This is a genomic window from Martinezella sp. CNPSo 3964 (assembly GCF_057784375.1).
This window is the reverse complement of sequence record NZ_JBXSOW010000008.1, coordinates 319,061-343,393: the sequence shown is the minus strand read 5'-3', so window position 1 is coordinate 343,393 and position 24,333 is coordinate 319,061. Positions and strand designations below refer to the sequence as shown.

Genomic DNA, 24,333 nt, shown 5'->3' with positions numbered 1-24,333 from the left:
CAATGCTGAGCTGATAATCGACGAAGATCGGGAAGGATCATCCAGCGTGGCTGGATAATCCTTGCGCGTCAGCGGTCGATGTTTGGGCGGCCTTGGTATCGATTTCCGGCTCCACCGACATGCCGGAGCGCAACAGCCCGGCCAGATGCTCGTCGTCGATGACGATCTTCACCGGTATGCGCTGGACGATCTTGGTGAAGTTGCCGGTAGCGTTATCGGGCGGCAGCAGCGAGAATTCGAGCCCGCTTGCCGGCGAGAGACTGTCGACATGGCCCTTGATGGTGGCGTCGGGGAAGCTGTCGACCTTGATCTCGACCGACTGTCCGGGACGTACATAGGTGAGCTGCGTTTCCTTGAAGTTCGCGACGACATAGACCGAATGCAGCGGCACTACCGCCATCAGCTGCGTGCCTGACGTCACGTACTGCCCCACGCGGATCGAGCGGGCGCCGACGGTGCCGTCAACGGCGGCGACGATGTTCGTATAGGACAGGTTAAGTTCAGCCTGCTGAACGGCGGCGGCTGCGCGATCGCGCTGGGCGGCTGCCTGATCTCGCTGGGTCTGCAGCACCGGCACTTTGTTCTGCGCGGCGACGAGCGCGGCTTGATCGCGCTCGACAGCGGCGGCGGTCTGTTTTCTGGCCGATTCGGTCTCTTCAGCGCGCGATTGCGTGCCGACACCGTTGGTGATCAGGCGAGCCGAACGCGCGGCATCCGACACGGCATAATCCAGAGAGGCCTGCGATGCGTCGACCGTTGCCTTGGCCTGCCCGATCAGCGATTGCTGCAGCTGGATCTGTGCATCGATGTTCGCGATCGCCGCATCCGCGGCCTTGAGATCCGCCTTTGCCTGGGAAAGTGCGGCCTGGAAATCGCGGTCGTCGATGCGGGCAAGCACCTGGCCGGCCTTGACCTTGTCATTGTCGTTGACCAGCACGTCCTTGATATAGCCGGCGACCTTTGGGGCAATCGTGGTGTAATCGGCCTTCACATAGGCATCGTCGGTGGCTTCGATGAAGCGCCCGACCGTCCAGTAGCGATAGCCGAAGTCGGCTGCGACCGCGACGCCGGCCAGCAGCGCAGCAATCAGCACGCCGCGCTTGATGAGCTTTCTGTCTGCCTTGGGCGTGGCGGCAGCGACAGGCGCTTCGGTCGTTACACCCTGCGGAGCCTCGGTACCGGGAGACTTGGCTACCTCGCTGGCCGGAGCTGCATCGGCTTGACTTGCGTTCTTGAACGCCTCGTTGCGGGGGAGTTCGACCATTGTTCGTTTCCTTCAGTGCAGCACCCCTTTTGCATGGGGCCATTTTTGATGCGATGAAGATGCGTCCGATCGGTCCTTCTGATAATCTCCTCAAATCGGGAAGGATCATCAAGTCACAGTGGATAATCCGAGGACAATATGGATCGTTTGACCAGCCTCGCAGTTTTTGGCCGGGTGGTGGAATGTGGTGGTTTCTCAGCCGCCGCCCGCCGGCTCAACATGTCCGTCACCATGGTGGGCAATCATGTGCAATCGCTGGAAGACCGTCTCGGCGCGCGGCTCCTGAACCGGACGACGCGCCGGGTCAGCCTGACGGAAACCGGCAAATATTATTATGAGCGCTCCTCGCAGATCCTGGCCGATCTCGAGGAAGCCGATCGGGCGGCGGGCGCCCTTAGCACCATGCCGAGGGGAACGCTCAAGCTCTATACCAGCGGCGCCATCGTCCGCTTCCTGCTCCCCGTCGTCAATGAATTCATGACGCAATATCCTGCGATCTCTCTCGATTTCAACGTCGGCGAACGGTCGATCGACATGGTCGAGGAGGGTTATGATCTCACGATCCGAACCTTGCCTGCGCAGGACTCGACGCTTGTCGCACGCAAGCTTGCGCCCTGGCGTCATATGCTCGTTTGCTCGCCCGAATATCGTGACACACATCCCATGCCGAAGGTGCCGGCCGACCTCGCGGAGCATAATTGCCTGCAATATACCTATTACCCTTACGGCGATGAATGGCGTTTCGAGGATGCCGATGGCAAGCAGGTGGGGGTCAAGATCTCTGGCAATGTCGTCTCCAACAGCGCCGAGACATTGCGCTTTCTCCTGGCAAGCGGGCAGGGCATCTTCCTTGCCCCGAGTTTCATCGTCTATGACGAGGTTGCCGCCGGTCGCCTCGTGCGCGCCATGCCCGACTATCGGGCCGTGGAGTTTACGATCAGCGCGATCTATCCGAACCGTAGCCATCTGCCGACGAAAGTGCGCTTGTTCATCGACCTCTTGGCGGAGCGTTTCGTTGAGCACCGCAAGTGGATGACCTGAGCAAGATCGGGCTTGTTCTTTTCCGTCGATGACCCAGCAGTGAATGGAGCCATCTCAAAGCCATGGCAAACCGAATAACATGCAATGCTCGACCGGAATTGCCTGCAATTCAGATGCAGAACGGATTGACCGACGTCTTCATGGAAGTTGTCGCCATTGCCGCGTCGGCGTTGGCGCAGACGAGATCGGAGCAAGCGTTTGCATCATGGATCGCATCGCGGGATCAGGCGGTCTTGGGGCTTGGAGCAGTGGGATTCGACATTGCCGAAATGCCCTGGCACATCGCAACATTTGCCGAGGATCGGAATTTTCTGATCCGGACGATTACCGCCGCCGAATCGAAGATCGGTTGGGAAAAGCTGGGCTACGAGCCGAAAGAAGACTGGTTGATGCCGTGCCTGATGCGTTTTCGAATGCTTGTGTCGGCATTTGGACCACACGATATCAGGCCAAACGATGCGGCAATCCATTCGACCTTTTCCGAGAGCAACTTCGGCCGCTGTGAAACCCATGGGATCATCATGCATGCTGACGGATGCCCAATCTGCAATAGGTCGATGCCCTCCTGAAGCCCTTGGGCACGGGGCAACGCGTTACTAACCGCACGTGATATCTTTCCGGCGGTTCGGCTTGCAACACCATCATGACTGCGGTTGTTCGGCAGGCTGGCGCGTTTCCGTCTGGCGTGCGGCAGACACCAGGCGTCGTTGCGCCCGGATGGCGCTCCATTGCTGATCGATCAGGACGCCGATCAGGATGACGCCACCCATCACGGCGAAGTTGAGCGAGGAGGGGATGCCGAGCAGATTGACGAGGTTCTGCAATTCCTGCAGCAGGATCGTGCCGAGCACCACGCCGATCAGGGACCCTTCGCCGCCGCGCAGCGAGAAGCCGCCGAGAACCGCTGCGGCGATCGCATAGAGTTCATAGAACTGCCCGTGGCTCGCCGGTGAGATGGAGCGGGTGTACATGGCGAAATAGATCGCCGAAAGCGCCGTCAGCACGCCACAGATGATGTAGGAGATCGTGACCATCTTCGTGGTGCGGATGCCGGAATATTTTGCCGCCTCCTCATTCTTGCCGATGGCGTAGAGATAGCGGCCGTAGACGGAGCGATGCAGAACGATCCACATGACGGCAGCAATGATCACGAGCGCGATGAAGGTGTTCGGCACACCGTAGAAGCGGCCGGCGGTCAGGAATTCCAAGGTCGGAAAGTTCTGGCCGAAGGCGAAGCCGGCCGTGCCGTCCGCGGTGTAGAAGCGCGCCGCACCCCGATAGATCAGGAGGCCGCAGAGGGTCACGACGAAGGGTTGGAGATTGAGCCGGGTGATCAGCCAGCCGTGGATCGCCCCCAGCACGCCGCCAAGCACCAGGATCAAGGGCAGGGCAATTGCCCAGGGCATGTTCTGGACGGCGATGAAATCGATGAACAGCACGCCGAGCAAGGCAACCAGCGAGCCGACGGAAAGCTCAATGCCGCCGGTGATGATGACGAAGGCCTGGCCGATCGACAGGATTCCAAACAAGCCGATGAGGTTCGACGTATTGGCGAGGTTGATCGGCAGAAGGAAGCGCGGATTGATGATCGTCACGACGATGCCGACGACGACGATCAACAGAAGCAGGCCCAGATCTTTCTTACTCATCGATATCAATTCCCATTGGCAGCAGCCGTTAGAGCAATTCCAGGAAAATTGCGCAGCGGCTTTCCGTCCGGAATTGCATAAAAACAATGAGATAGAGCGGTTCAAGATTCCATGGGGAGCCGAACCGCTCTAGTGTAGCGTCTTGCCGACGGCCAGCAAAAGCACATTTTCCTGACTGAACTGATCCTTCTCGAGGATGCCGGAGATCCGGCCCTCATGCATGACCGCGATGCGGTCGGAGACGCCGATCACCTCCTCCATGTCGCTCGAGATCATCAGGATCGCGACGCCAGCATCCGCGAGCTTGCGCATCAGGCTGTAGATTTCGCTCTTTGCGCCGATATCGATGCCACGGGTGGGCTCGTCGAAGATCAACACCTTCGGGTGCATGGCAAGCCATTTGGCGAGCACGACCTTCTGCTGGTTGCCGCCCGAAAGCGTGCCGGTGCGGGTCGAGACCGATGGCGTCTTGATGGCGAGCTGCCTGCGCTGCGTTTCGGCCACGGCATTTTCGCGCTCCGGCGAAACCATGGAACGACGCGCGAAGGCGGGAAGGTTGGGCAGGGATATGTTTTGCGAAATCGGCATATCGAGCAGAATGCCGTTCAGCTTGCGATCTTCCGGCACGAGAAAAATGCCATTGGCGACGGCGTCCCTCGCCGATCGCAGTCTCAGGTCCCGTCCGCCAAGGGCGATGTTGCCGCCATAGCTGTGATCGACCCCGAAGAGGACACGTGCGAGCTCCGTCCTGCCTGAGCCGACGAGGCCGGCAAGACCGAGGATTTCGCCGTAACGGATATCCAGGTTGACGGGCTGCGTTGGATAGGCGGCGGTGCGAATTGCCGCGATTTTCAGCGCGATATCGCCCGGCGGACGGGCCGCCTCCACGGAGCGTGCAGCCAATGCCCTACCGATCATCAGCTTCACCATGCGATCGTGGTCGATCGCGTCTTTCGGCAACGTGCCGACAAGCGTGCCGTCGCGCAGAACGATGACGCGATCGGCGACGCGCTCGACCTCATGCAGGCGGTGCGAGATGAAGATGACGCTGATGCCTTCGGCCTTCAGCGAGGATATGACAGCCAGCAGCTTTTCCGTCTCGGCGAGCGGCAGGCTCGAGGTCGGCTCGTCGAGAATGACGAGGCGGGCATTGATGGACAATGCCTTGGCGATTTCGACCATCTGCTGCTGGGCAAGCGAAAGCGCAGCAACCGGCGTATCCGGTGAGAAATTGGCGCCGACGCGTTTCAGCAGAGGGGCGACCATCTCACGCAGGCGGGTACGGTCGACCAGCTTCAGGGCGCCGCCGCGCAGTGGTTCGCGGCCGAGGAAAATATTGGCCGCAACATCGAGATTTTCAAATAGGTTAAGCTCTTGATGGACGAAGGCGATCCCGGACGCGATGCTGCTTTCGACCGTGAAGGCGCCGTGCTCGGCTCCATCGAGCCGAATGCTGCCGTGATCCGGTTTGACGACGCCGCCGAGAATTTTCATGAGCGTCGATTTGCCCGCGCCGTTCTCGCCGACAAGACCGATCACTTCGCCGGGGCTGACGTCCATCGAGAAATTATCGAGCGCTACCACGCCCGGATAGGTCTTGCCGATCCCCGAAAGGCTGAGAAAGGGTGCTGTGGTTTCAGCCGATGCCAATGTATCCGAGCGTTGATTCATAACGAATATCATGCCTGTGCGATGTGGCTTCGAGAGCCGCGGCGACGTGAGCAATTGCATTCGAACAGCGCCGGTCCCCGCAACCGGCGCTGCTGCGGGCTGGCCTTAATTGCCTGCCATAGCCTTCAGATTGGCCGCATAGGCATCGACATCGTCCTTGCCGATGATCTTGGTCGGGATGATGATGAGCTTGCCGTCCGGGATCCCCGACTTGTCGCCCTTCAGATAGGCGGCCATCAGCTTCATGCCCTGATAGGCCCAGAGATAGGGCTGCTGCACGACCGTTGCGGCGATCGTTCCTTCCTTGACGCCGCCAAGCGTGATCGGATCATCATCGAAACCGACGACGGTGATCTGGCCGAGCTTGCCGGCTTCGCGCAGCGCTTCGTAGATGCGCGGCGTATTGTAGGAATAGAAGCCGACCATGCAGGTGACGTCAGGGCTTGCAACGAGCGCGTCTTCGACGTTCTTCTTTGCTCTCGTCTGGTCGATGTCATCGCCGCGCACGTCGGTCAATTCGATCTTCGTGCCCGCCAGGCCGTCTTTCATGCCCTGGATGCGCTCCTTGGCATTGTCGGCGCCGAGAAGCCCCACGAAGCCGATGCATTTGCCCCCGTTCGGCATGGCTTTCTTGGCGATTTCGGCGGCCTGTTTGCCGGCATCGATGTTCGATGAGCCGATATAGGCGACGCGGTTCGTATCCGGTGCGTCGCTATCGGTGGTAAACAGCGCGGTTTCCGAGCCGATCTTGTTCAGCCCCTCCGTCGAAGTCTTGGGATCGACGGCGGAAACCATGATGCCCTTGACGCCGGCTGCGACGAGATCTTCCATCAGTCGCTGCTGGATCGCGACCGACGATTGTTCAGGGTATTTCAATTCCATATTGAAGTCCGGCAGTTCGGCCTGGGCCTTCTTGACGCCGGCTTCGGCCGCCTTCCAGAAGTCGGATGCGCCGTTGACCACAAATGCGAGAGTCGGCTTGTCGGCGGCATAGGTCGCCGTTGCATAGCTCAGCAGCAACCCTGCCGCAAAGGCGGCAGCGCCCCGTGTTACGTACTTCATGATCATCCTCCCATAGATCCGCTGACGGGATCTAGTTGCAACTCGCAGCCGTCCGTCCTGAACCCCCTCCTAGGGTTTCTCGCCAAGCGAGATAAGGCACGTCCAACCACGGGAGCGACGGTATACGACTAATTTCGATTAGTAAATAGAATTAGTAATACAATTTCGCGCGGGTTAAGCGCCGAAGTCCCGAAAATCTAGCTATTTGCTTCAATTGCAAAAGATCTTGAGCCTGAAGATGTGGGTGATGATTGTATGCGCATCTGCACCGGTTGCCGAAATTGCTCGATTGATGATAATAAATATTAGCGCATGAAAACGGCCGTGGGGATTGTAGGCCGATTTCGCTTCAGGGGAGATGAGACGCAGTTATGAAGAAGATATCGGCCGCAAACGGCGATCGCACGGCCGTCGACAACAGGATATCGAAGCGAAGCGGCCGTCGTTCCGGCAGCAGGGTCACGATGACCGATATTGCCAAGGCGGCCGGATGTTCGCAGAGCGCAGTATCCTTCGTTCTTAACAATACGCCCGGCATGCGCCTGTCGCAGCAGACCCGGGAGAGGGTCATCGAGGCAGCCCGCCAGCTCGGCTATGTCGCGCCCGTGCTTGCCACGCCGCCGGCGCTCCTGTCGCCATCGAAGCTCGATGGCGTCATCGGCTTTGCCGTCGACCAGCTCGCCACCAGTCCGGAAGCCGTCGTTGCGATCGAGGGGGCTCGGGAGGCATGCTGGAACGCCGGAAACGTTCTGCTTGTCGCACAGACCATGAGCGATCCCATTATGGAGCCGAGAGCGATCAAGGCGCTCAGCAACAGCGGTATTTCGGCGCTCATCTACATGACGATATTCACCCGTGAGGTGGAGGTGCCGGATTATCTCTACGATCTCAATATTCCGATCATTCTCCTGAATTGCTATACGTCCGACTATGCCTTTCCGGCTGTCGTTCCGAGCGAGATCGCCGGCGGGCAGACCGCGACCCGGCATCTGATCTCGCATGGCCACCATCGCATTGCGACGATCACGGGTGAGCCGTGGATGCAGGCCGCCCAGGATCGATTGACCGGCTATCGCCGAGCCTTGGCAACAGCCGACATTCCATTCGATCCGGAGCTCGTCATCGAAGGCGACTGGTCGGCGAGCGCCGGTTATTCCGGTACCATGAAGCTGCTTTCGCTTCCCGAACGTCCAACTGCGATCTTCTGCCAGAACGACCGCACCGCCATCGGCTGCTACGAAGCGCTGAAGGAGGCGGGGCTCCACATTCCGGAGGACATGTCGGTCATGGGCTACGACGATGAAGACATTTGCCGTCATCTCGTGCCGCCCTTGACGACCTCGGTCCTGCCTCACATGGCCATGGGCCAATGGGCGATCGAACATCTCGAAACGGCTGTGCTGCCTCGCGAGCGCCGCTACCAGATCACCAAGCTGGAGTGCTCGCTTGTCAAACGTGCCTCCGTTGCCGCACCGGTTGGCGTTAGAACCGGGCGCAAAGTGCGAAAGGTTTGATGGATCCCGCGGTCAGCCGCAGGCGATCCGTTCGCTTGGCAGGTTGAGCGGCGTCTTGGCGACTGGCGGTCCGATTGCTACTATACGCGTCATGACGGTTCTCTCCCAGGATACCCGCCCGCCGCTCCGGCTTCTGTTCCGGCTGCCATCGCTGACCCTGCAACTGCTGTGGCGCTTCTGGCCGCAGTTGATGGCGCTCTGGCTGCTTGGGCTGATTGGTAATTCGCTTCTCAACGAACTTGCCGTCATGATCGGCCGGCTGAATGCATTGGCGGGGCTCTCCACCCTGGCCCTTGTCGTGCTCCTGAAGCTCGTCATCATCGTCGCGCTGTTCGAGACCGTGCGGCCCGGGCTACCGTCGCTTGACGCCGCCTCGCGCGTTGCGGCTGCCCGGCCGGAAACCGATACCGGCGACAGTTCTGCGACGGCCGGCTTCACCTCGATCCTCGCGCTGACCCTCGTGCCGTTCTTCGCCTACTACGCAGCTTGGGGCTTTCTCGGCGATACCGTGAGGGAATATTCCAGGCTTTCGCTCGACCTGATGCTGTTCGGCGAGGATTATAATCCCCTGAAATTCGGCAGCAGCGCCTGGCTCCTTGTGTCGGTCGCCGTCGCCTGGGTGGTCAGGCGCTTCGCCAAATTCATGCATGCGCGTTCGAAAGCGCCGATCTGGGCTGTTATCATCGTCGTTTGCGAGGCAAACTGGGCCTTCATCGGTCTCTTTGTCATTTCAAACTGGGAAGGCGATATCCGCTCCTGGATCGCCAAGCTTCCCGAAGCGATCGGGCATTTCTTCGGCTTTCTCAACCCGGTCGCCGATGCTGCAGCGGCAACTCTCTTTCCGCCGACGGCGGAAGATGCCTCGCTTTCCCTTTCCGGGCAAATGCGCGGCCTGTTCCTCTACGCTCTTTATCCCGTCGTCTGGCTGACGCTCGCCGCCTTGGTCTATGGCTATGACATCAATGGCGAACGTCCGCTGACGGAGGGCCGCGTGGCGCGTGCCGTCTCGCGCTGGCAGTCGTTGCCGAAAGCGATCCGCGACTTCATTTCGCATTTCATCGCGGGGACGGCGAAACGCTATCGTGCCTTGGCCGAGGGCGTCGGGCTTACCCTGGGTTCCGGTCTTGGGCTGATGCTATCAGTCATTCTGCTGTATCGGCTGCTGGATTGGGGATCGGCCTGGGCCTGGTACGCTACATCCAGGCTCATTGGGCCGCACGATCTGCCCTTGTGGCAGATGATTGCGCAGGCCATTTCGCTCGTCTTTGGCAATCCAAGCGCGCCGGGCGATGGTGTCCTCATCATGCCGATCAAGATTTGCCTGCTTGCTGCGGCGCTCGAAATCGGCTTCGCGCAAGGACGGGAATGGCGTCGCGGCGGAAGCTGATGCCTGGAGTGGCTCAGCTTTTACGGAAGTGCGTCAGTTCAGCCGTAACGGGAAGGATATGGCGTCCGGCCTCGTCGAAGCAAAACTCAGTTGTGCCGACAGAGACGGGAGTGCATCGGCCGGCACGACGAATTTTTCCTCCATGAGTGTACTTGCGCCCTTGGCGGGCGGTTGGCGCGACACGGTATCGCAGCCATCGATAGGTGTGGCCTGTGGATCGAGGTCGCGGCTAAGATCCTTGGAAAGAATGAAATTGAGGGGCTGCCAGCGTCGTCCCTTTGGGTCCGTCAGGGTCAGGCTGCATTGAGCCCAGGACTGCCCAATATCGTCTTCAGCCGTCGCAGCGAGCCTTATGATCACGAGGCGCATCTGGCCAGGAAAGGTGATTTTCCCGTCACGTCCATCGCCGATCAGTCTTGCCTGGTTGAGTGTCCAGGAGGCCTTGGCATAAGGCTGTCCACTGAGGCTGTCGTTTATGCGCAGCTCGTTTCGCTTGATGTAATCTTCGGCGTTGCGCCATGCGTTGATAGCGTAGTTGCCCGCCAGCAGGATGGGCAGGCTTAATAAGGATGCCAACCAGAGCCGCCGTTCCCGTCTAGACGCCATTGTTGCCGATCTCCGCACGGTCGCGCGTTTCGATGCTTCCGCCGTCGAGCTTTACACGAATTTCCGAGTCCAGCTGGGGGGAGGGCTGCCTGGAAAGCACCAGCGTCATATTGCTCGTTTCACCTTCCGGCAGTTCGAAAATGAAGATGCCCGTCGTCGGCAGGCCCGGCTGCAAATCCTTTGATGGTATGAGGCGAGGCGCGCCGTCGGCACGATGGGTCTGCCGATAGGAGCGACCGGAAGCCCCTTCAATCGCTGCGGCCTGGATGGTCATGGTGTCATATTTCGATTGCAGCTCGACACTGACGATCAGCCAGACCCCCTCGGTCTGCCGTTCAATCGGCTTGCCGTAAGAGGTAAACGCGATCGTCTTTGCACGCAAAACCTTGGCGACCTTGACGCTGAAGATCTTGCTCGACACGGTATCCTTCTGCAACCCGGCGGTCTCGATGGGGCCGGTCAGCACCGCATAGCTCGGTGTTGTCGATTGCAGGAAGGCCAAAAGCAGGGCGGTGACGCCGACGAGCAACAGGGAAAGCAAAAGGCGTATCAAGGATTTGCTCCTTGCCCGGCTGAAAGCGGCAAGCCGACGCGCGCCACGTCATTCGGATTGAACCAGCCCGGCGCGGCGTAGAGATTGTCCTTCGGCTTGTAAGTGGTTCCGACGATCGCGACGTTCAGGACTTTCGGGAGCGTTTGTGTCGCGGGCAATTGCCAGACGACCTTGACCTTTTCCGGCATCATCGGCTGGAGGTCCCAAAGCAAGTCATTGTCCCGGACAAGATAGAATTGTGGAAGTGGTGGGTTTGCGACATTTTCGAGCTTCAGCGTATCGCGATACAAGTTCGAGCTTTCTGCCGTCATGTTCTCAAGCGTCAAATCGAGTGTCAGCGCTTTCTTGCCATCGGGAAGGTGTCGGCCATCTGGTGTCTCCGCGGCGATGCCGCCGGAATTGAGAGTAACCAGCCACTGGCCCACATTGACGGGTTTGCCGGGTGCCACCTGCGCCACCTCCGTTCCTGTGCGGGTTTCGTAGATCGAAAACCCAAGCGACAGTGCGCCCGCCAGCAGCCCGCCGATACCGGCGATGATCCGGGTATAGAGCGCCTTGTTCGCTTTGCTGACAGCCGATGGGGTCATTGCCTGATGCGATCGAGTAGTGGCATTGGCCGCCTGCAACTCAGGGAAGCTCGGCGACAATCCCTATTTGGCTCAGCCGGCCAATCCGGCAAGGGTGAGTGGTAGTGTATGAACGAATTATGTGTGGGCACAGTTGGGGAGATTGATAGATAAATCGATTTGCAAAAGCATTTGCAAATCGATTTACAATACCGTAGCGTATCGATATGACCACAATCGCCAAAGTTGCCAAGCGTGCCGGAGTGTCGCCGACCACCGTGTCGCATGTGTTGAATCACGCCGATCGTGTCTCGGTGGATTTGCGCAAGCGCGTACAGGAGGCGATCGCGGAGCTTGGCTACGTTCCGAACCCGCTCGCTCAAAGCCTCAGGACCGGCCGCACCAATCTCGTTGCGATGCTGATCCCGGATATTCGCAACCCCTTCTATCCGGAGATGGTCCAGGCGGCGCAATCCGATCTCGAGGCGATCGGGGTCGATCTCCTGGTCTTCAACACCGACGTGCCGGGTGGCCATTCCCAGGAGCACGGCAAGCACTATCTCCGCCAGATCCGCAGCCGACGCATCGATGGCCTCATCGTCGGCGATTTCGCGCTGCACGGCATGCACGATGCGTTGCTCGAAATCGATCTTCCCACAGTATTCATCGGCGACCTGCCGAACAAGGCGGTCGATAGCGTCAAGATCGACGACTTCGGCGGCGGCCGTCAGATGGGAGCCTATCTGGCCAAGAAGGGCCATCGGCGGATCGCGCATCTGACAGGGCCGGCCTTCTTCGCCGAAGCCATGGCGCGCGCCGCCGGCTTCGAACAGGGCTTACGCGACAGCGGTGTCGAACCGATTGCCGAACTGCGGCGCGAGGGAAGCTATCTCGGCCCGTCAGGGGAAGAGGCGGTCGATTGGCTTCTGGCGAACTATGGCGACAATCTGCCCTCGGTGATTTTCTTCGGAAACTACCTGATGGCGGCGGGCGCTCTCGCCGCCTTTTTCGATCGCGGCATCAGCGTCCCGAAAGATATCGGCATCGCCGTCTTCGGCGATCAACCGCAGCTCGAATATGTCAGGCCGCGGATTACGAGGGTCGGCAATACGCCGTCGCTGCTTGCCCATCGCGCAACCGAGATGCTTTTGGAGAGGCTTTCGGGAGCCTATGCGGGGCCGGCACGTTCGGACGTGATCCCCTGCAATCTGCACGCCTTCGATACCGCATGAAGTGAGGCACCGTCACCCGGGAGGAGTGTGGTGGCGGCAACGTGAAAATGGGAGGAAGTCATGACTGGTAAGGACAAGTTCATCGCCGCCGCAACCCGTCGCGGCGTGCTCAAGGGCGGCGCGATCCTGGCCGCCGGCGCGGCTGCCGGGTTGAGCGGGTTTCCCTATGTGTCGCGCATGGCCGTCCGCGCACAGAGCGCGCCGTTGAAATTCTGGCAGTTCTATGCACCGGGCGGCCCGGTCCAGAGCCAGATCGATTGGTTCGAAAAAGCGGTCGCGGCCTGGAACGACAGCCATCCGCAGAAGGTCGAACTCGAATATGTGCCGAATGCGGAATACATCAACGGGCCGAAGCTCGCGACCGCCTTTGCTTCCGGCGAGGGGCCGGACATCTTCCTCATCTCGCCGGGCGATTTCTTGCGCTACTACAATGGCGGCGTCCTGCAGGATCTGACGCCCCATATCGACGCAAAGGAGGATTTTCCGGAGAGCGTGATCGCCAATCGCATGGTCGACGGCAAGATCTATGGCATTCCGATGGAGGTCGAGCCGATGGCCATGTACTACTCGGTCAAGGCGTTCGAAGAGGCGAAGCTGAACGAGAACGACGTTCCGAAGACCTGGGACGACCTGCTCGAGCTGGCCAAGAAGCTGACGACGCCGAAGCGCTTCGGCGTGCTGTTCGAGACCCAGCCGGGCTACTATCAGAATTTCACCTGGTATCCCTTCCTCTGGCAGGGCGGCGGCGAATTTCAGGGGAAGGACGGCAAGAGCGCCTTCGATTCGCCTGCGACGGTTCAGGCGCTGAAGTTCTGGCAGGATGCCGTCAATTCAGGCGCAGCGCCGCGCCAGGTCATGGGCAGCGGCGCGAACGACACGGTCGCTAACCTCGCCTCGGGCTACTGCGCCATCCAGAACGTCGGCATCTGGGGCATCTCGCAATTGCAGAGCAATGCCAAGGATTTCAAATATGGCGTCTTCCGCCTGCCGACACCGCCGAACGGCAAATACGTGACTGTCGGCGGCGGCTGGGCCTTCGTCGCCAATGCCAAGAGCAAGAACCCTGATGCGGCGGCGCAATTCTGCGCCTGGGCGCTGGCTTCCAAGGAGAAGGACTCCGTCCAGCGCGTCGCCGACTGGTGCACCAAGGGCAAGTCGGACATGCCGCCGCGCGAAAGCGCGCTTACTGCTGGCGGCGATGCCTTCAAGACCGGAATGATCGGCAAATTCGCCTCCGATGTCTATCCCGGCGCCCGTGCCGAACCGCGCCTGCCACCGGAGGTCTACAAGATCATCTCCGATGCGATCCAGCAGACGCAGCTCGGCGGCGCCGATCCCCAGGCAACCGCGACCTCGGCGTCGCAGCAGCTCGACTCGTTCCTCGGCTCCTATAGCGGTGCGCCGATCCTCTAGGAAACGCCGGCCGCTCCGCATCCAGCGTGAGCGGCCTCTCTTTTCGAGGCGAAACATGACGACAATTGCAGATGAGACGGCACACCACGCAAATAGCAGGCGTAAAGGCCTTTCCGCCCGGCATCGCGAGTGGATCGCGGGTTACCTCTTCGTGCTCCCCGATGCGCTCGGCCTCTTCCTCTTTCTTGGCGTGCCGATGCTTCTGTCGCTCGTGCTGAGCGTCTACGAAGTCAACGGATTTGGCGGCTACAATTTCGTCGGCGCCAAGAACTATATCCGCATGTGGCATGATCCCCTGTTCTGGAAGGGAGCGAGGGTAACGGCGCTTTATGCCGTCATGCTCGTGCCGTCGCTTTATGTCACGGGCCTGGGGCTTGCGCTTCTCGTGCAGCAGACCAATCGCTTCAACGCGGTCATCCGCTCGATGTTCTTTGCACCCAACATGGTGAGCCTCGTCGTCGTTGCCCTCGTCTGGCAATTCATGGTGATCGACAAGATCGGCGTCGTCGGCCAGACCATGGCGAGCCTCGGTCTGCCGGCAATCTCATTTCTCGGCGATCCGAACTTCGCGCTGATCACTGTCGTGCTCGTCAGCCTCTGGTTCCTGATGGGCTTCTATATGCTGATCTTCCTCGGTGGCCTGCAGGATATACCGAAAGAGTATTACGAGGCGGCGATGATCGACGGCGCCGGCCCGACCAAGCGCTTCCGCTACATCACCCTGCCATTGCTGAAGCCCACCAGCTTCTTCGTTTTCATGGTGTCGATGGTTGCCGCCGTCGCCGGCGCCCAGGCCTTCGACATCATCTATGTCATGACCAAGGGCGGTCCGGCGAATTCGACGGCGGTGCTGATCGTCTACATCTATCAGCAGGCCTTCTCCTTCGGTGCCTTCGGGTATGCGGCCGCAATGTCGTCGATCCTCGTCATCGCACTTATGGCCGTCACCGCGATTTTCTTTGCCGTCACGCGCGGAGGACGTTTCGATCATGCAGAATGACGCTTCGAACGCCTATTTCGCGCGATCGCAGGTCACGCTGGTGCGCTGCCTGTGGATGTCGATATCAGCCATACTCGCACTGATGACGCTGTTTCCGCTGCTCTGGATGGTGTCGATCGCCTTCAAGCCGGCAGCCGAATCCTTCTCGTCGTCGCTGATCCCGGAAGCACCGACGCTTGATAATTTCATCTATGTGCTGACCGGCGTGCCCTTCATCCGCTACATGCTCAACAGCTTCTTCGTTTCGGCGACCGTGACGATCGTCGCGCTGTTTTTCCACACTATGGCGGGCTATGCGCTGGCGCGGCTCCGCTTTCCCGGACGCGAGATCATCTTCCTAGCAATCTTCTCGACTTTTCTCGTCTCTCTGCCGGTCGTGATCGTGCCGCTCTTCATCATCGTCAAGGCGATGGGCATGATCAATTCCTATGCCGGCCTGATCGTGCCGGCGATCTTCAATGCCTTCGGCATCTTTTTGCTGCGACAATACTACCTTTCGCTGCCGCGCGAAATCGAGGAGGCCGCGGTGATCGACGGCGCCGGCTACTGGCGTATTTACTGGAGCATCATCCTGCCGCTCAGCCGGCCGATCATGTCGGCGCTCGCCATCCTGTTCTTCCTCGCCAACTGGAATTCCTTCCTTTGGCCGCTCACCATTACCTCCAATCCCAATCTCTGGATGGTGCAGGTCGGCATCGCCAACTTCAAGAGCCAGTATTCGGCATCCTGGAACTACATGATGGCGGCCTCCACCATCGTCGCCATTCCGACCCTCATTCTCTTCGTGATTTTCCAGCGGCAAATCATGGACTCGCTGAAGACCAGCGGCCTGAAATAGCCGGCTTCATTCAAGACAGGAGACCTTCATGAGCAATCTCGGCCTTTCACCCCTGCGCGGGCTTGCAAAACTGCGCGCGGCAAAGACGCGCCGCTTTTCGAGCTACGACCGCACCGGCGGCAATGACGACCGCTTCCACATCGAACCGGGCAAGACCGAGATCATCGCGGAGCATTCGGGTGCCGGTATCATCACTCATATCTGGGCGACGCTTGCTTGTGAGAGCGAAAATTTCCTGCGCAAGATCGTGCTGCGCGCCTATTGGGATGGCGAGGCGGAGCCAAGCATCGAGGCGCCGATCGGCGATTTCTTCGGCATGGGCCACGGCCGCACAGCAAATTACGCCAGCCTGCCGATGCAGGCGAGCCCGGAGGACGGCAAGGCATTCAATTGCTATTTCCCCATGCCCTTCGGTTCGCACATGAAGCTGACGGTAACGAACGAAGCCGAACACGATCTGCTCTTCTACTATTATGTCGATCTCGAACTGCATGAAAAGCTCGAAGAGGGCATGGGACGCTTCCACGCGCAGTATCGCCAGTCGCAGCCGAAGGGCATGAGCGACGCGAGCCTCACCAACGAGGAATATCTCTTCGGCGGCGAGAATGTCGACGGCAAGGAAAACTACACGATCCTTGAGGCAGAGGGACGCGGCCATTATGTCGGCGTTCTCTACAGCGTCTATTCGCGCCGCCGCTCTGATGTGTGGGACTGGTACGGCGAAGGCGATGATATGATCTTTATCGACGGCGAACAGGGGCTTTCCGTGCCGGACACGGTGCGCAAGCCCGATCCGCGCATCGGCCCGAAGGCGACGTTGATCGAGCCTCGGCCGGAATCCGCGCCCGGCGCCAACGATGCCTGGCCGCCGACGCTGCACGGCACCGGCACGGAGGATTATTTCAACACGGCATGGTGCCCGACGCAGGAATATAGCGCACCCTATCATGGCATCATCGCCGCAGGCGGCCCGAACTGGACCGAACCCGTGACGCTCTATCGCTGGCATATCGAAGATCCGGCAATCTTCCAGAAGAGCATCCGCGTGACGATCGAACACGGTCACGCCAATCGCCGCTCCGACGATATATCCTCGGTCGCCTTCTGGTATCAGGCCGAGCCGCACAAGCCGTTCGGCGCATTTCCGCTTGTTAACGAGCGCGTGCCCACCTTCCGCCGTCCGTTCAAGGAAATGGAGATCGCAGTCAAGAAAGCGAGGGGGTAGAGAGTAGCGGACTTCTTTGCTCCGTGTCGACGGCAGCGATAGAACGTCACCGCAATCCCTATTCCCCGCCTTGATTTTGCACAAATACACTCCTAAAAGTAGTCATAAGTGACCTCTTTTAGGAGCTTGCCATGACAACGATCAGCTTAAAGGATGCCAAGGCATCGTTCTCTCATATCGTCGATCAGGCCGCGGCCGGCGAGTTCGTGACGATTACGCGCCACGGGCGTGCTGCCGCCGTCGTTGTCAGTGTGAAGGCAGCCGAGGAGGCGAAAAAGGTGATCCGGAAGGGCCGCCCCAGCCTCATTCAGTATCTAAAGACCTTTCCTGCTGATTTCGATCCAATCGATGACGTTTTCTCCAGGAATCCCGCTCCCTCTCGCGAGGTCGATCTGTGAGCTTTCTTCTCGATACCAACGCGATCTCCATGTTCGCTCCGTCCAAGGCAAGTGCATCAAACAATTTTGCCGAATGGGTGGATGAACAGGATCGGCAAGACGCAATTTACCTTTCAGTCCTGACGATCCATGAGATCGAAAAGGGCGTCCGGTTATTGGAGGCGAAGGGCGCCAAGGCAAGGGCGGCCGGGATTCATACGTGGCTGCAAGGCCTGATCGCCGGATATGCTGATCGCATCCTGCCCGTTGACAAGGATGTGGCTCTTGAATCCGGAAGGCTTGAGGCGAAGGCCGTCATTGCCGGACATAGTCCTGGCGCGGCGGATGCGATCATCGCGGGAACTGCAAGCATTCATAAGCTCACCGTGATTACCGCCAATCTCAAACACTTCCTGCCGTTCGATGTTCCCGTCAGGTCACCGGACCAGGTTATGCGTTAACGTTTCGGTTGGAACAGGTTGTTCTGACAACCGCGCGAATGGCGAAGCCAAGGCACATAGATCTGTAAGCATACGCTACCGGCATTTCCCTCTCCTGCATCGATGAGATCCTGCGGATTCAACCTGAAAGCGGGATGCTCTCGTGCGAATGGATGAATTGAAAAGCTGTTGGGTTAGGGCGCCTTATATATAGGGCGCGAAACGTAAGGGGATGATTTCTTTCGCCGCGCCTGGATAACGCAAGCGGGCGAGTTGCTGATCTCATGCGTCTCATACTTGTCAATGATGTTTCGACCGTTCGCGGTGGCGCAACCAAGGTGGCGCTGCAATGTCTTGAGGCGAGCAGGGATGCCGGGCTGACCTGCGCCATACTAGTCGGTGATGATGGCGAAGGCCTCAAGCCACGCTTTGCCGGTATCCGGACGGTCGCGCTGGGTGAACGCCCCCTTCGGGAAGGCCCGGCGACCGTTGATATCCTTGCGAAGAACTACAACCGTCGAGCCTATGAGGCGATGGAGGGCCTGTTGCGGGAGTCGGATGAGGAAACCGTTGTTCATGTACACGGCTGGTCGCAGATCCTCTCGCCCTCGATTTTCTATGCGCTTGCCCGGCATCAGGTCAAAGTCATCGTCACGGCGCATGATTTCTTCCTGACCTGTCCAAATGGGGGACTTATCAATTTCCGCAGCGGCGAGGTCTGCGACATCAAGCCGTTGTCTCTCGCCTGTCTGACGACCAATTGCGACAAGCGCAGTTATCTCCATAAGCTTTGGCGTTTCCGTCGCACCCTGACGCAGCAGGGTGTCGGTGAGGGATTTTGGAGCCGGGTGGGTATCGTGCTTGCGCACGAAAGCATGGAGGCGTTTCTGCGCACCGGCCCCTTCCGGCATTTCACGACACTGCGCACGCCAACGCAGCCATTGACGCCGGCGCCGGTAGAGGCGTGGCGCAACCGCCGCACTGTTTTCCTTGGCCGCATGTGTTGGGAAAAAGGGGTTCACACCTTGGCGGATGCACTCAACAGGACGGGTAGGACGGCAACGCTGATCGGGCGTGGGCCATTGCTTGCCGAGATGCAGCAGCTGTTGCCGCATTGCTATGTGCCTGGCTGGCTAAGCGATGAAGAGGTAACTCAGATCGCCTGCAAGGCGCGCGTTTTCGTCATGCCGTCCCGCATGCCCGAGCCTTATGGTCTGGTCGCCGCTGAAGCGTTGATGTCCGGCATCCCGGTCATCGTCAGCAGCAATGCGCTGATCGCGACGGAGGTCGAGGAGAATGGCGCCGGTCTCGTTTTCGATAGTGGCGACGCGGATTCGCTGGCTGAGAAGCTGGTGGCGACGGATGACGACCACTTGATGCGACGGCTGAGCGAAGGGGCATTGGCCCTTGGCCGTCGTATCGCGCCGAGCAGAGCGGAATGGGGGCGGCGCATGGTGGATATCTATCTGGGGCGGGGTGATTTTTCTGCATAGGGGTTGGGGGAGACAATGGCACGCGCATTGGTGACTGGTGGTTGCGGTTTCGTAGGCCGGCATCTTGTCCGGCGGCTTCTTGCTGAGGGCTTGGATGTCGTCTGCGTCGATTCACTGGTCGCGGGAACGGGTGCACTGCATCCGGAACTGTGGCAGCGGCTTCAGCGTTCCCGCTTCACCTTTTATGAAGAGGATTGCCGGACGTTCTTCTCGCGCCCTCCGGAGCATTTCGACTATGTCTTCCATCTGGCCGCGCTCGTCGGGGGTCGCTTGATGCTCGAGACGCGCGCGCTCGACGTCGCCGAGGATCTGGCGGTCGATGCGGAACTGTGGCAGTGGGCATCACGCGCCAAACCCGGTTCGGTGATATTCTTCAGCTCCAGTGCGGCCTATCCGGTGTCGTTACAAACCGTCGCCAATCATCAGTTGCTGTCGGAGGACATGATCAATTTCGACGCCGCCGTCGGTGTCCCCGATCTCAGCTATGGATGGGCGAAATTGACCGGCGAATATCTGATGAAGCTCTATGTCGAGCGCTACGGCCGACGTGCCATCGCCTACAGACCGTTCAGCGGTTACGGCGAAGATCAGGATCTTACCTATCCTTTTCCGGCGATCTGTCGGCGCTTGCTCGCGGAAAAGGGTGCGTCCGAGGTCTTCGTATGGGGTTCGGGTCATCAGTGCCGGGATTTTATCCATATCTCGGACTGCATCGAATTCATCTGGCAAACGAGGGAGCTGCTTCCCGACGGGGCAAGCCTCAATCTATCGACCGGCATTGCCACTTCCTTCATCGCGCTGGCCGAGACGATTAGCCGGCAGATCGGCTGGCAGCCAGCCGTAACAGGCCGATCGAACCATCCGGAAGGTGTCTTCTATCGTTGCGGCGACACGGCCCTGCAACGCTCCTACGGACTGACCCCCTTGGTCGGCCTGGAGGAAGGGATTGCGCGGATGCTTGCTTATCTTCAGGCTGAGCAGGCGCCATACGCACTCGCCATGTGACCCATCACCAATCATACCGGTGTTTGGGGCCAGGCCATAGGTGGCCAAGGATACCCGGACAATGAAGCCATGCGTAAAGCTACCAGCATACCGCTGTTTGCGATCAAATGGCGGTAAACCCGTTGTCGACGAAGAGGTGGATGCCGTTGACGAAATTGGATTCATCCGAGGCCAGATAGAGGGCGGCACGCGCGACATCTTCGGGCTCGCCAATCCGGCCCTGCTGTGCTGCAATTGCTTCGTCCGAGACATCGACGCCAAGCGCCTGCAATTCGGCCACCTCGCGCAGGCCGTGCGGCGTGCGGATGAAGCCGGGGCATACGGCATTGCAGCGGATATTGCGGTCGCGGAACTCGACGGCAACAGCACGGGCAAACATGTGCACCGCCCCTTTCGTCGTATCGTAGAGCACTTCCATCGGCGTCGCCGCGACCGCCGAGATCGACGATGTGCAGACGATGGAGCCGCCGCCAGCAGCGATCATGCCCGGCAGTACCGCCTTGGTCATGAGAAACATCGAGCGCACGTTGACGCCGTGCAGCCACTCCCATTCCTCGAGCGTCGTTTCGAGGAATGGCTTGATGACGATGGTACCGGCGTGATTGAAGAGCACGGTCACGGCGCCGAAGCGGTCCTCGATGCCCTTGACCGCGGTATTGACGGCCGCTTCGTCCGAGACGTCGGCGACCCAATGATCGGCGGTGCCGCCGGTTTCGCGGATTGCGCGCACGGTCTCTGCCGCGGCATCGCCGTTTCGGTCGATGATCGCGACTTTCGCACCTTCCGCCGCGAACAAGCGCGACGCCGCACCGCCCATACCGGTTGCGCCGCCTGAAATGATGGCAATCTTGCCCTTGAGCCTGTCCGTCACGCATTCCCCCATCTGCCGCACGCCTGAGACCGACGCCATGCGGTCCTTTGCCGTTCACATCCTCGAACCTGCCGAGATCGTTGCGAAAGATGCGCTCCGTTCCATTCGCAAGCAAGGACAATCGGGCACCGGTTCCGGATTTCCCGTTATCGCAGATAGTGAATATGCGGCCGGGAGTGGTGAGGAGAGGTTTCCACCCTTGCCTCAACGGCAAATACATTTTCGAGCAGATCTTGGGTCAATACGTCTTCCGGCGTGCCGGAAGCGACGATCCTGCCATGCTGCATGATGATCAGTTCATCGCAGAACATGGCGGCATGGTTCAGATCGTGAAGAGCGATGATGCTGGTGACGGGCAGTCCGGCAACCAGTCGCATCAGACTGATCTGATGCTGGATGTCGAGATGGTTGGTCGGCTCGTCGAGGATCAGTTCCTTCGGCGACTGTGCCAGTGCGCGTGCGATGTGGGTGCGTTGCTTCTCGCCACCCGACAGGCTCTGCCATCGGTCGTTGCGTTTCTCTCTCATGCCGGCACGCGCAAGAGCGTCTTCGACCGCCTCGTCATCTGCCGATGTCCAGGCGGAAAACATCGATCGATGCGGAAACCGGCCGAGCTTTACGACATCGATGACCTTGAGATTGGCATTGGTGGTGCTGTGCTGCTCGACGAAGGCGACGCGCCTTGCGATCGAACGGCGGGACATTCGCTGCAGATCCTTCTGCTCGAGCGTGATGCGACCGGAATTCGGCCGTTTCAAGCCGGCAAGCAGACGCAGGAGAGATGTCTTGCCGGAGCCGTTCGGCCCGAGCAGACCGAGCATCTTGCCCGTGGGTGCCTCGAAAGAGACCCCGTCGAGTACGGTCTTTGCGCCGATTTTCCAGATGATGTTGTCGGCCTTGATGCTCATGATGCGCGCTGAAACCGGTAGAGAATGATCGAGAAGAAGGGAACGCCGACCAGAGCCGTGACCACGCCGATCGGCAGAACCTGCTGGGGAATGAGGGCGCGTGAGGCGATATCCGCCAGCACCATGAAGATCGCTCCGACGATGGCGCAGGCTGGCAGCAGCCGGATATGGAGCGGGCCGACGAAGAAGCGCGCCGCATGCGGCACGACGAGGCCGACAAAGCCGATCGAACCGACCATGCTCACGATCGTCGCCGTCATCATCGCGGTCAATGCGAAGAGCCCGATCCGCGCCCGCCCGACATTGACGCCGAGAGACGAGGCGGCCTCGTCGCCAAAGGCGAAGGCATCCAGGACGCGCGCATAGAGCAGACAGACCAAGAGTCCTAAGCCGATAATGGTCGCCACGAGCATGAATTCCGGCCAGCGGACGCCGCCGAAGCTGCCGAGCAGCCAGAACATCACATCCCGCGCCTGCTGTGCGTTTCCCGACGTCGTCACGACATATGAGGTCGCAGCGTTGAAGAGCTGAGAGGCGGCAACGCCGGCAAGGATCGTACGATCGGCACCGCCTCGCGTCCCGTTTGAAAGTAGAGCGACGAAGGCAAAGGCCGCAAATGCCCCGGCAAAGGCGCCAGCCGAAAGCGAAACCGCGCCGGCGCCGATATTGAGTATGACGATGGCCACGGCGCCGGTCGAAGCGCCCGCCGAAATGCCGAGCACATAGGGTTCGGCAAGCGGATTGCGGAGGAGCGACTGCATGATCGCCCCGGAGAGCGCCAGCCCTGCTCCGCAGAAAGCGGCCACCAGTGCTCGGCTGAGGCGATAGTCCCAGATCACCGTTTCATGGATGCGGTTAAGCTCTACACCCGTCCATCCCAGCCTGTTGGTAATGGCATAGAAAGTCGTTGAAAGCGGGATTGGCAGGTCGCCGATGCCGACGCTGACACCGATCGTCAGGCTGATCGCCGCAAGAGAGGCAAAAAGCAGCAGGCCGAGAATGGCCAGCTGCTTCACGGCTCGGTATGTGTTGGTCACTTCAGGAGACCAAGCGTCTTGAGTTGCTGGGCGACCTGCTCGGCGCCATAGATCGTCCGGATGGTCGGATTCATGGCCTGACCGTCCATGACGACGATCGCCTTGTTCTTGACCGCGGGGAGCTGGCTGACGGCGGGATCGGTGGTGAGAAACTTGATCTTGGCTTCCGGCTTGTCGAGTTCCCAGCGATTGCGGTCAAGGCTGGCGACGACGATGACATCCGGATTGGCCGCGATGATGCTTTCCCAGCCGAGCGTCGGCCATTCAGCTTCCGCAGTAATCGCATTATGGCCGCCAAGCAGATCGGCGATGAAGCCGGATGCACTGTTCTTGCCGCCGAGATAGGCGTCGGAAGAGGGCGATTGGCTGGAAAACCAGAAGACATAGGAGAGCTGCTTGCCATCCTTGGATACGGTGGAGCGCAGAGCCGCTTCACGCGCCTTGAAATCGGCAATCAAGGTTTGCCCGCGATCCGGCACGTTGAAGATCTGCGAGAGATCGTCGATCTCCTTGTAGAGGAGGTCCATGTTCCAAAGCTGGGGGCGGCTGCCATACTGATCCTTGACCACGGCGGTGCTGAGGCATGTGCTCGGCGACAGATAGGTCGGGATGCCGAGCTTTTCGAAATCCTCCCGCTTGGCGACCTTGCTGCTCGGTCCCATCAGGCTCGGCAGGGCGGCAGCGACGAAATCAGGATTTTCCGAGAGGATCGATTCAAAAGTCGGGAACTCGACGGTCAACAATTTGACCTTGGCATTGGCCTCGGCGAGCTGCGGCAGGACCTTGCTCGGCCAAAAGGCGGTGCCGGCCATTTTGCCCTCAAGGCCAAGCAGGAGAAGGATTTCGGCGCTATTCTGCCCGAGCCCGATCGCGCGCTCCGGAGCCTTCTGGAAGGTGACCTTGACGCCGCAATTGTCGATGGTCAGGGGATAGCTGGTCGAAGCGGCGGAGGCCGTGGTTGCGGCAAAGCCGAGCGCCGCGCAAAGAGCTGAAATGGTCAAAACTGATTTCAATATGGTCACGAAAATATCCCGATGGCTATTGTCAGCGCGATCGGATGAAAGCGCCGCGCGATATAGCCTTGCCAGCGGGTCACAAACAAGAGGAAAACAGTCATATTATTTCTTTATACCAAAAGGCTCTCGTTGGGCATTTTCCCGACGAGAGCTGCATGAAGCGCG

At 59.7% G+C, this 24,333-nt stretch carries 24 protein-coding genes; 13 read left to right on the top strand and 11 right to left on the bottom strand.

Annotation, left to right across the window (positions count from 1 at the left end; all coding sequences use genetic code 11):
• Positions 1–37: 37 nt before the first annotated feature.
• Positions 38–1,264, bottom strand: a complete 1,227-nt coding sequence (locus tag AC13Q5_RS24735) for an HlyD family secretion protein (RefSeq protein WP_488503492.1) — start codon at positions 1,262–1,264, stop codon at positions 38–40.
• Positions 1,265–1,402: 138 nt separating this feature from the next.
• Here AC13Q5_RS24735 and AC13Q5_RS24730 point away from each other — a divergent pair, with 138 nt between their 5' ends.
• Complete coding sequence (locus AC13Q5_RS24730; RefSeq protein WP_488503491.1) at positions 1,403–2,305, top strand: LysR family transcriptional regulator; 903 nt, start codon at positions 1,403–1,405, stop codon at positions 2,303–2,305.
• Positions 2,306–2,430: 125 nt separating this feature from the next.
• Entirely contained in the window at positions 2,431–2,874 is a 444-nt protein-coding gene (locus AC13Q5_RS24725) for a hypothetical protein (protein ID WP_488503490.1), read from the top strand.
• Between the two features lie 72 nt (positions 2,875–2,946).
• Here the strand turns inward: AC13Q5_RS24725 and AC13Q5_RS24720 are convergent, their stop codons facing one another.
• From AC13Q5_RS24720 to AC13Q5_RS24710, 3 genes are all read right to left on the bottom strand, one after another.
• Positions 2,947–3,954, bottom strand: coding sequence for an ABC transporter permease (locus AC13Q5_RS24720; RefSeq protein ID WP_174172813.1), 1,008 nt, complete (start codon positions 3,952–3,954; stop codon positions 2,947–2,949).
• 129 nt (positions 3,955–4,083) lie between these two features.
• Positions 4,084–5,625 carry a sugar ABC transporter ATP-binding protein gene (locus AC13Q5_RS24715; protein WP_488503489.1) on the bottom strand — a complete coding sequence of 514 codons (1,542 nt, stop codon included), beginning with the start codon at positions 5,623–5,625 and terminating at the stop codon, positions 4,084–4,086.
• A gap of 105 nt (positions 5,626–5,730) precedes the next feature.
• The gene (locus AC13Q5_RS24710; protein ID WP_075854782.1) at positions 5,731–6,687 is read right to left on the bottom strand and encodes a sugar-binding protein; all 957 of its coding nucleotides are present in this window, start codon (positions 6,685–6,687) and stop codon (positions 5,731–5,733) included.
• A gap of 371 nt (positions 6,688–7,058) precedes the next feature.
• Here AC13Q5_RS24710 and AC13Q5_RS24705 point away from each other — a divergent pair, with 371 nt between their 5' ends.
• Both AC13Q5_RS24705 and AC13Q5_RS24700 read left to right on the top strand, forming a co-directional pair.
• Positions 7,059–8,201, top strand: coding sequence for a LacI family DNA-binding transcriptional regulator (locus AC13Q5_RS24705; protein WP_488503488.1), 1,143 nt, complete (start codon positions 7,059–7,061; stop codon positions 8,199–8,201).
• Between the two features lie 91 nt (positions 8,202–8,292).
• Entirely contained in the window at positions 8,293–9,588 is a 1,296-nt protein-coding gene (locus AC13Q5_RS24700) for a hypothetical protein (RefSeq protein ID WP_488503487.1), read from the top strand.
• A gap of 33 nt (positions 9,589–9,621) precedes the next feature.
• Here AC13Q5_RS24700 and AC13Q5_RS24695 read toward each other — a convergent pair whose 3' ends face one another.
• From AC13Q5_RS24695 to AC13Q5_RS24685, 3 genes are read right to left on the bottom strand one after another with little or no spacing between them, the layout of a single operon-like run.
• The gene (locus AC13Q5_RS24695) at positions 9,622–10,194 is read right to left on the bottom strand and encodes a hypothetical protein (RefSeq protein ID WP_457882049.1); all 573 of its coding nucleotides are present in this window, start codon (positions 10,192–10,194) and stop codon (positions 9,622–9,624) included.
• On the bottom strand, positions 10,184–10,747 hold the full coding sequence (locus tag AC13Q5_RS24690; protein WP_488503486.1) for a DUF4352 domain-containing protein: 564 nt from the start codon (positions 10,745–10,747) through the stop codon (positions 10,184–10,186). Before AC13Q5_RS24690 ends, AC13Q5_RS24695 begins: the two co-directional genes overlap by 11 nt.
• Positions 10,744–11,334, bottom strand: coding sequence for a hypothetical protein (locus tag AC13Q5_RS24685; protein ID WP_488503485.1), 591 nt, complete (start codon positions 11,332–11,334; stop codon positions 10,744–10,746). The genes AC13Q5_RS24690 and AC13Q5_RS24685 overlap by 4 nt, the downstream gene beginning before the upstream one ends.
• A 206-nt stretch (positions 11,335–11,540) precedes the next feature.
• Here AC13Q5_RS24685 and AC13Q5_RS24680 point away from each other — a divergent pair, with 206 nt between their 5' ends.
• The 9 genes from AC13Q5_RS24680 (at position 11,541) to AC13Q5_RS24640 (ending at position 20,336) form a co-directional block, all read left to right on the top strand.
• Positions 11,541–12,545 (top strand): LacI family DNA-binding transcriptional regulator, encoded by a 1,005-nt coding sequence (locus tag AC13Q5_RS24680; RefSeq protein ID WP_488503484.1) that lies wholly within the window; start codon positions 11,541–11,543, stop codon positions 12,543–12,545.
• Between the two features lie 60 nt (positions 12,546–12,605).
• Complete coding sequence (locus AC13Q5_RS24675) at positions 12,606–13,958, top strand: ABC transporter substrate-binding protein (RefSeq protein WP_488503483.1); 1,353 nt, start codon at positions 12,606–12,608, stop codon at positions 13,956–13,958.
• Between the two features lie 55 nt (positions 13,959–14,013).
• Positions 14,014–14,958: a carbohydrate ABC transporter permease gene (locus AC13Q5_RS24670; RefSeq protein WP_488503482.1), complete on the top strand. Its 945-nt coding sequence runs from the start codon at positions 14,014–14,016 to the stop codon at positions 14,956–14,958.
• On the top strand, positions 14,948–15,796 hold the full coding sequence (locus AC13Q5_RS24665; RefSeq protein ID WP_488503481.1) for a carbohydrate ABC transporter permease: 849 nt from the start codon (positions 14,948–14,950) through the stop codon (positions 15,794–15,796). The genes AC13Q5_RS24670 and AC13Q5_RS24665 overlap by 11 nt, the downstream gene beginning before the upstream one ends.
• 28 nt (positions 15,797–15,824) lie before the next feature.
• Complete coding sequence (locus tag AC13Q5_RS24660) at positions 15,825–17,021, top strand: glycoside hydrolase family 172 protein (protein WP_488503480.1); 1,197 nt, start codon at positions 15,825–15,827, stop codon at positions 17,019–17,021.
• A gap of 131 nt (positions 17,022–17,152) precedes the next feature.
• Positions 17,153–17,419, top strand: a complete 267-nt coding sequence (locus AC13Q5_RS24655) for a type II toxin-antitoxin system Phd/YefM family antitoxin (protein WP_075854696.1) — start codon at positions 17,153–17,155, stop codon at positions 17,417–17,419.
• On the top strand, positions 17,416–17,859 hold the full coding sequence (locus AC13Q5_RS24650) for a type II toxin-antitoxin system VapC family toxin (RefSeq protein ID WP_457882042.1): 444 nt from the start codon (positions 17,416–17,418) through the stop codon (positions 17,857–17,859). The genes AC13Q5_RS24655 and AC13Q5_RS24650 overlap by 4 nt, the downstream gene beginning before the upstream one ends.
• Before the next feature lie 263 nt (positions 17,860–18,122).
• Positions 18,123–19,331, top strand: a complete 1,209-nt coding sequence (locus AC13Q5_RS24645; protein WP_488503479.1) for a glycosyltransferase family 4 protein — start codon at positions 18,123–18,125, stop codon at positions 19,329–19,331.
• Positions 19,332–19,346: 15 nt separating this feature from the next.
• Positions 19,347–20,336 (top strand): NAD-dependent epimerase/dehydratase family protein, encoded by a 990-nt coding sequence (locus AC13Q5_RS24640; protein WP_488503478.1) that lies wholly within the window; start codon positions 19,347–19,349, stop codon positions 20,334–20,336.
• A gap of 103 nt (positions 20,337–20,439) precedes the next feature.
• Here AC13Q5_RS24640 and AC13Q5_RS24635 read toward each other — a convergent pair whose 3' ends face one another.
• From AC13Q5_RS24635 to AC13Q5_RS24620, 4 genes are all read right to left on the bottom strand, one after another.
• Positions 20,440–21,207, bottom strand: a complete 768-nt coding sequence (locus tag AC13Q5_RS24635) for an SDR family NAD(P)-dependent oxidoreductase (protein WP_488503529.1) — start codon at positions 21,205–21,207, stop codon at positions 20,440–20,442.
• Between the two features lie 146 nt (positions 21,208–21,353).
• Positions 21,354–22,115, bottom strand: coding sequence for an ABC transporter ATP-binding protein (locus tag AC13Q5_RS24630; RefSeq protein WP_488503477.1), 762 nt, complete (start codon positions 22,113–22,115; stop codon positions 21,354–21,356).
• A complete protein-coding gene (locus AC13Q5_RS24625) occupies positions 22,112–23,152 on the bottom strand; it encodes a FecCD family ABC transporter permease (protein WP_488503476.1) in 1,041 nt (346 codons plus the stop codon). Before AC13Q5_RS24625 ends, AC13Q5_RS24630 begins: the two co-directional genes overlap by 4 nt.
• Positions 23,149–24,174, bottom strand: coding sequence for an ABC transporter substrate-binding protein (locus tag AC13Q5_RS24620; RefSeq protein WP_488503475.1), 1,026 nt, complete (start codon positions 24,172–24,174; stop codon positions 23,149–23,151). The genes AC13Q5_RS24625 and AC13Q5_RS24620 overlap by 4 nt, the downstream gene beginning before the upstream one ends.
• Positions 24,175–24,333 lie beyond the last annotated feature (159 nt).

Excerpts from the sequence above, each read along its gene's own strand:
- AC13Q5_RS24735 (WP_488503492.1), bottom strand. The coding sequence starts at position 1,264 with ATGGTCGAACTCCCCCGCAACGAGGCGTTCAAGAACGCAAGTCAAGCC.
- AC13Q5_RS24730 (WP_488503491.1), top strand. The coding sequence starts at position 1,403 with ATGGATCGTTTGACCAGCCTCGCAGTTTTTGGCCGGGTGGTGGAATGT.
- AC13Q5_RS24720 (WP_174172813.1), bottom strand. The coding sequence starts at position 3,954 with ATGAGTAAGAAAGATCTGGGCCTGCTTCTGTTGATCGTCGTCGTCGGC.
- AC13Q5_RS24715 (WP_488503489.1), bottom strand. The coding sequence starts at position 5,625 with ATGAATCAACGCTCGGATACATTGGCATCGGCTGAAACCACAGCACCC.
- AC13Q5_RS24710 (WP_075854782.1), bottom strand. The coding sequence starts at position 6,687 with ATGAAGTACGTAACACGGGGCGCTGCCGCCTTTGCGGCAGGGTTGCTG.
- AC13Q5_RS24705 (WP_488503488.1), top strand. The coding sequence starts at position 7,059 with ATGAAGAAGATATCGGCCGCAAACGGCGATCGCACGGCCGTCGACAAC.
- AC13Q5_RS24700 (WP_488503487.1), top strand. The coding sequence starts at position 8,293 with ATGACGGTTCTCTCCCAGGATACCCGCCCGCCGCTCCGGCTTCTGTTC.
- AC13Q5_RS24695 (WP_457882049.1), bottom strand. The coding sequence starts at position 10,194 with ATGGCGTCTAGACGGGAACGGCGGCTCTGGTTGGCATCCTTATTAAGC.
- AC13Q5_RS24685 (WP_488503485.1), bottom strand. The coding sequence starts at position 11,334 with ATGACCCCATCGGCTGTCAGCAAAGCGAACAAGGCGCTCTATACCCGG.
- AC13Q5_RS24680 (WP_488503484.1), top strand. The coding sequence starts at position 11,541 with ATGACCACAATCGCCAAAGTTGCCAAGCGTGCCGGAGTGTCGCCGACC.
- AC13Q5_RS24675 (WP_488503483.1), top strand. The coding sequence starts at position 12,606 with ATGACTGGTAAGGACAAGTTCATCGCCGCCGCAACCCGTCGCGGCGTG.
- AC13Q5_RS24670 (WP_488503482.1), top strand. The coding sequence starts at position 14,014 with ATGACGACAATTGCAGATGAGACGGCACACCACGCAAATAGCAGGCGT.
- AC13Q5_RS24665 (WP_488503481.1), top strand. The coding sequence starts at position 14,948 with ATGCAGAATGACGCTTCGAACGCCTATTTCGCGCGATCGCAGGTCACG.
- AC13Q5_RS24660 (WP_488503480.1), top strand. The coding sequence starts at position 15,825 with ATGAGCAATCTCGGCCTTTCACCCCTGCGCGGGCTTGCAAAACTGCGC.
- AC13Q5_RS24655 (WP_075854696.1), top strand. The coding sequence starts at position 17,153 with ATGACAACGATCAGCTTAAAGGATGCCAAGGCATCGTTCTCTCATATC.
- AC13Q5_RS24645 (WP_488503479.1), top strand. The coding sequence starts at position 18,123 with ATGCGTCTCATACTTGTCAATGATGTTTCGACCGTTCGCGGTGGCGCA.
- AC13Q5_RS24640 (WP_488503478.1), top strand. The coding sequence starts at position 19,347 with ATGGCACGCGCATTGGTGACTGGTGGTTGCGGTTTCGTAGGCCGGCAT.
- AC13Q5_RS24630 (WP_488503477.1), bottom strand. The coding sequence starts at position 22,115 with ATGAGCATCAAGGCCGACAACATCATCTGGAAAATCGGCGCAAAGACC.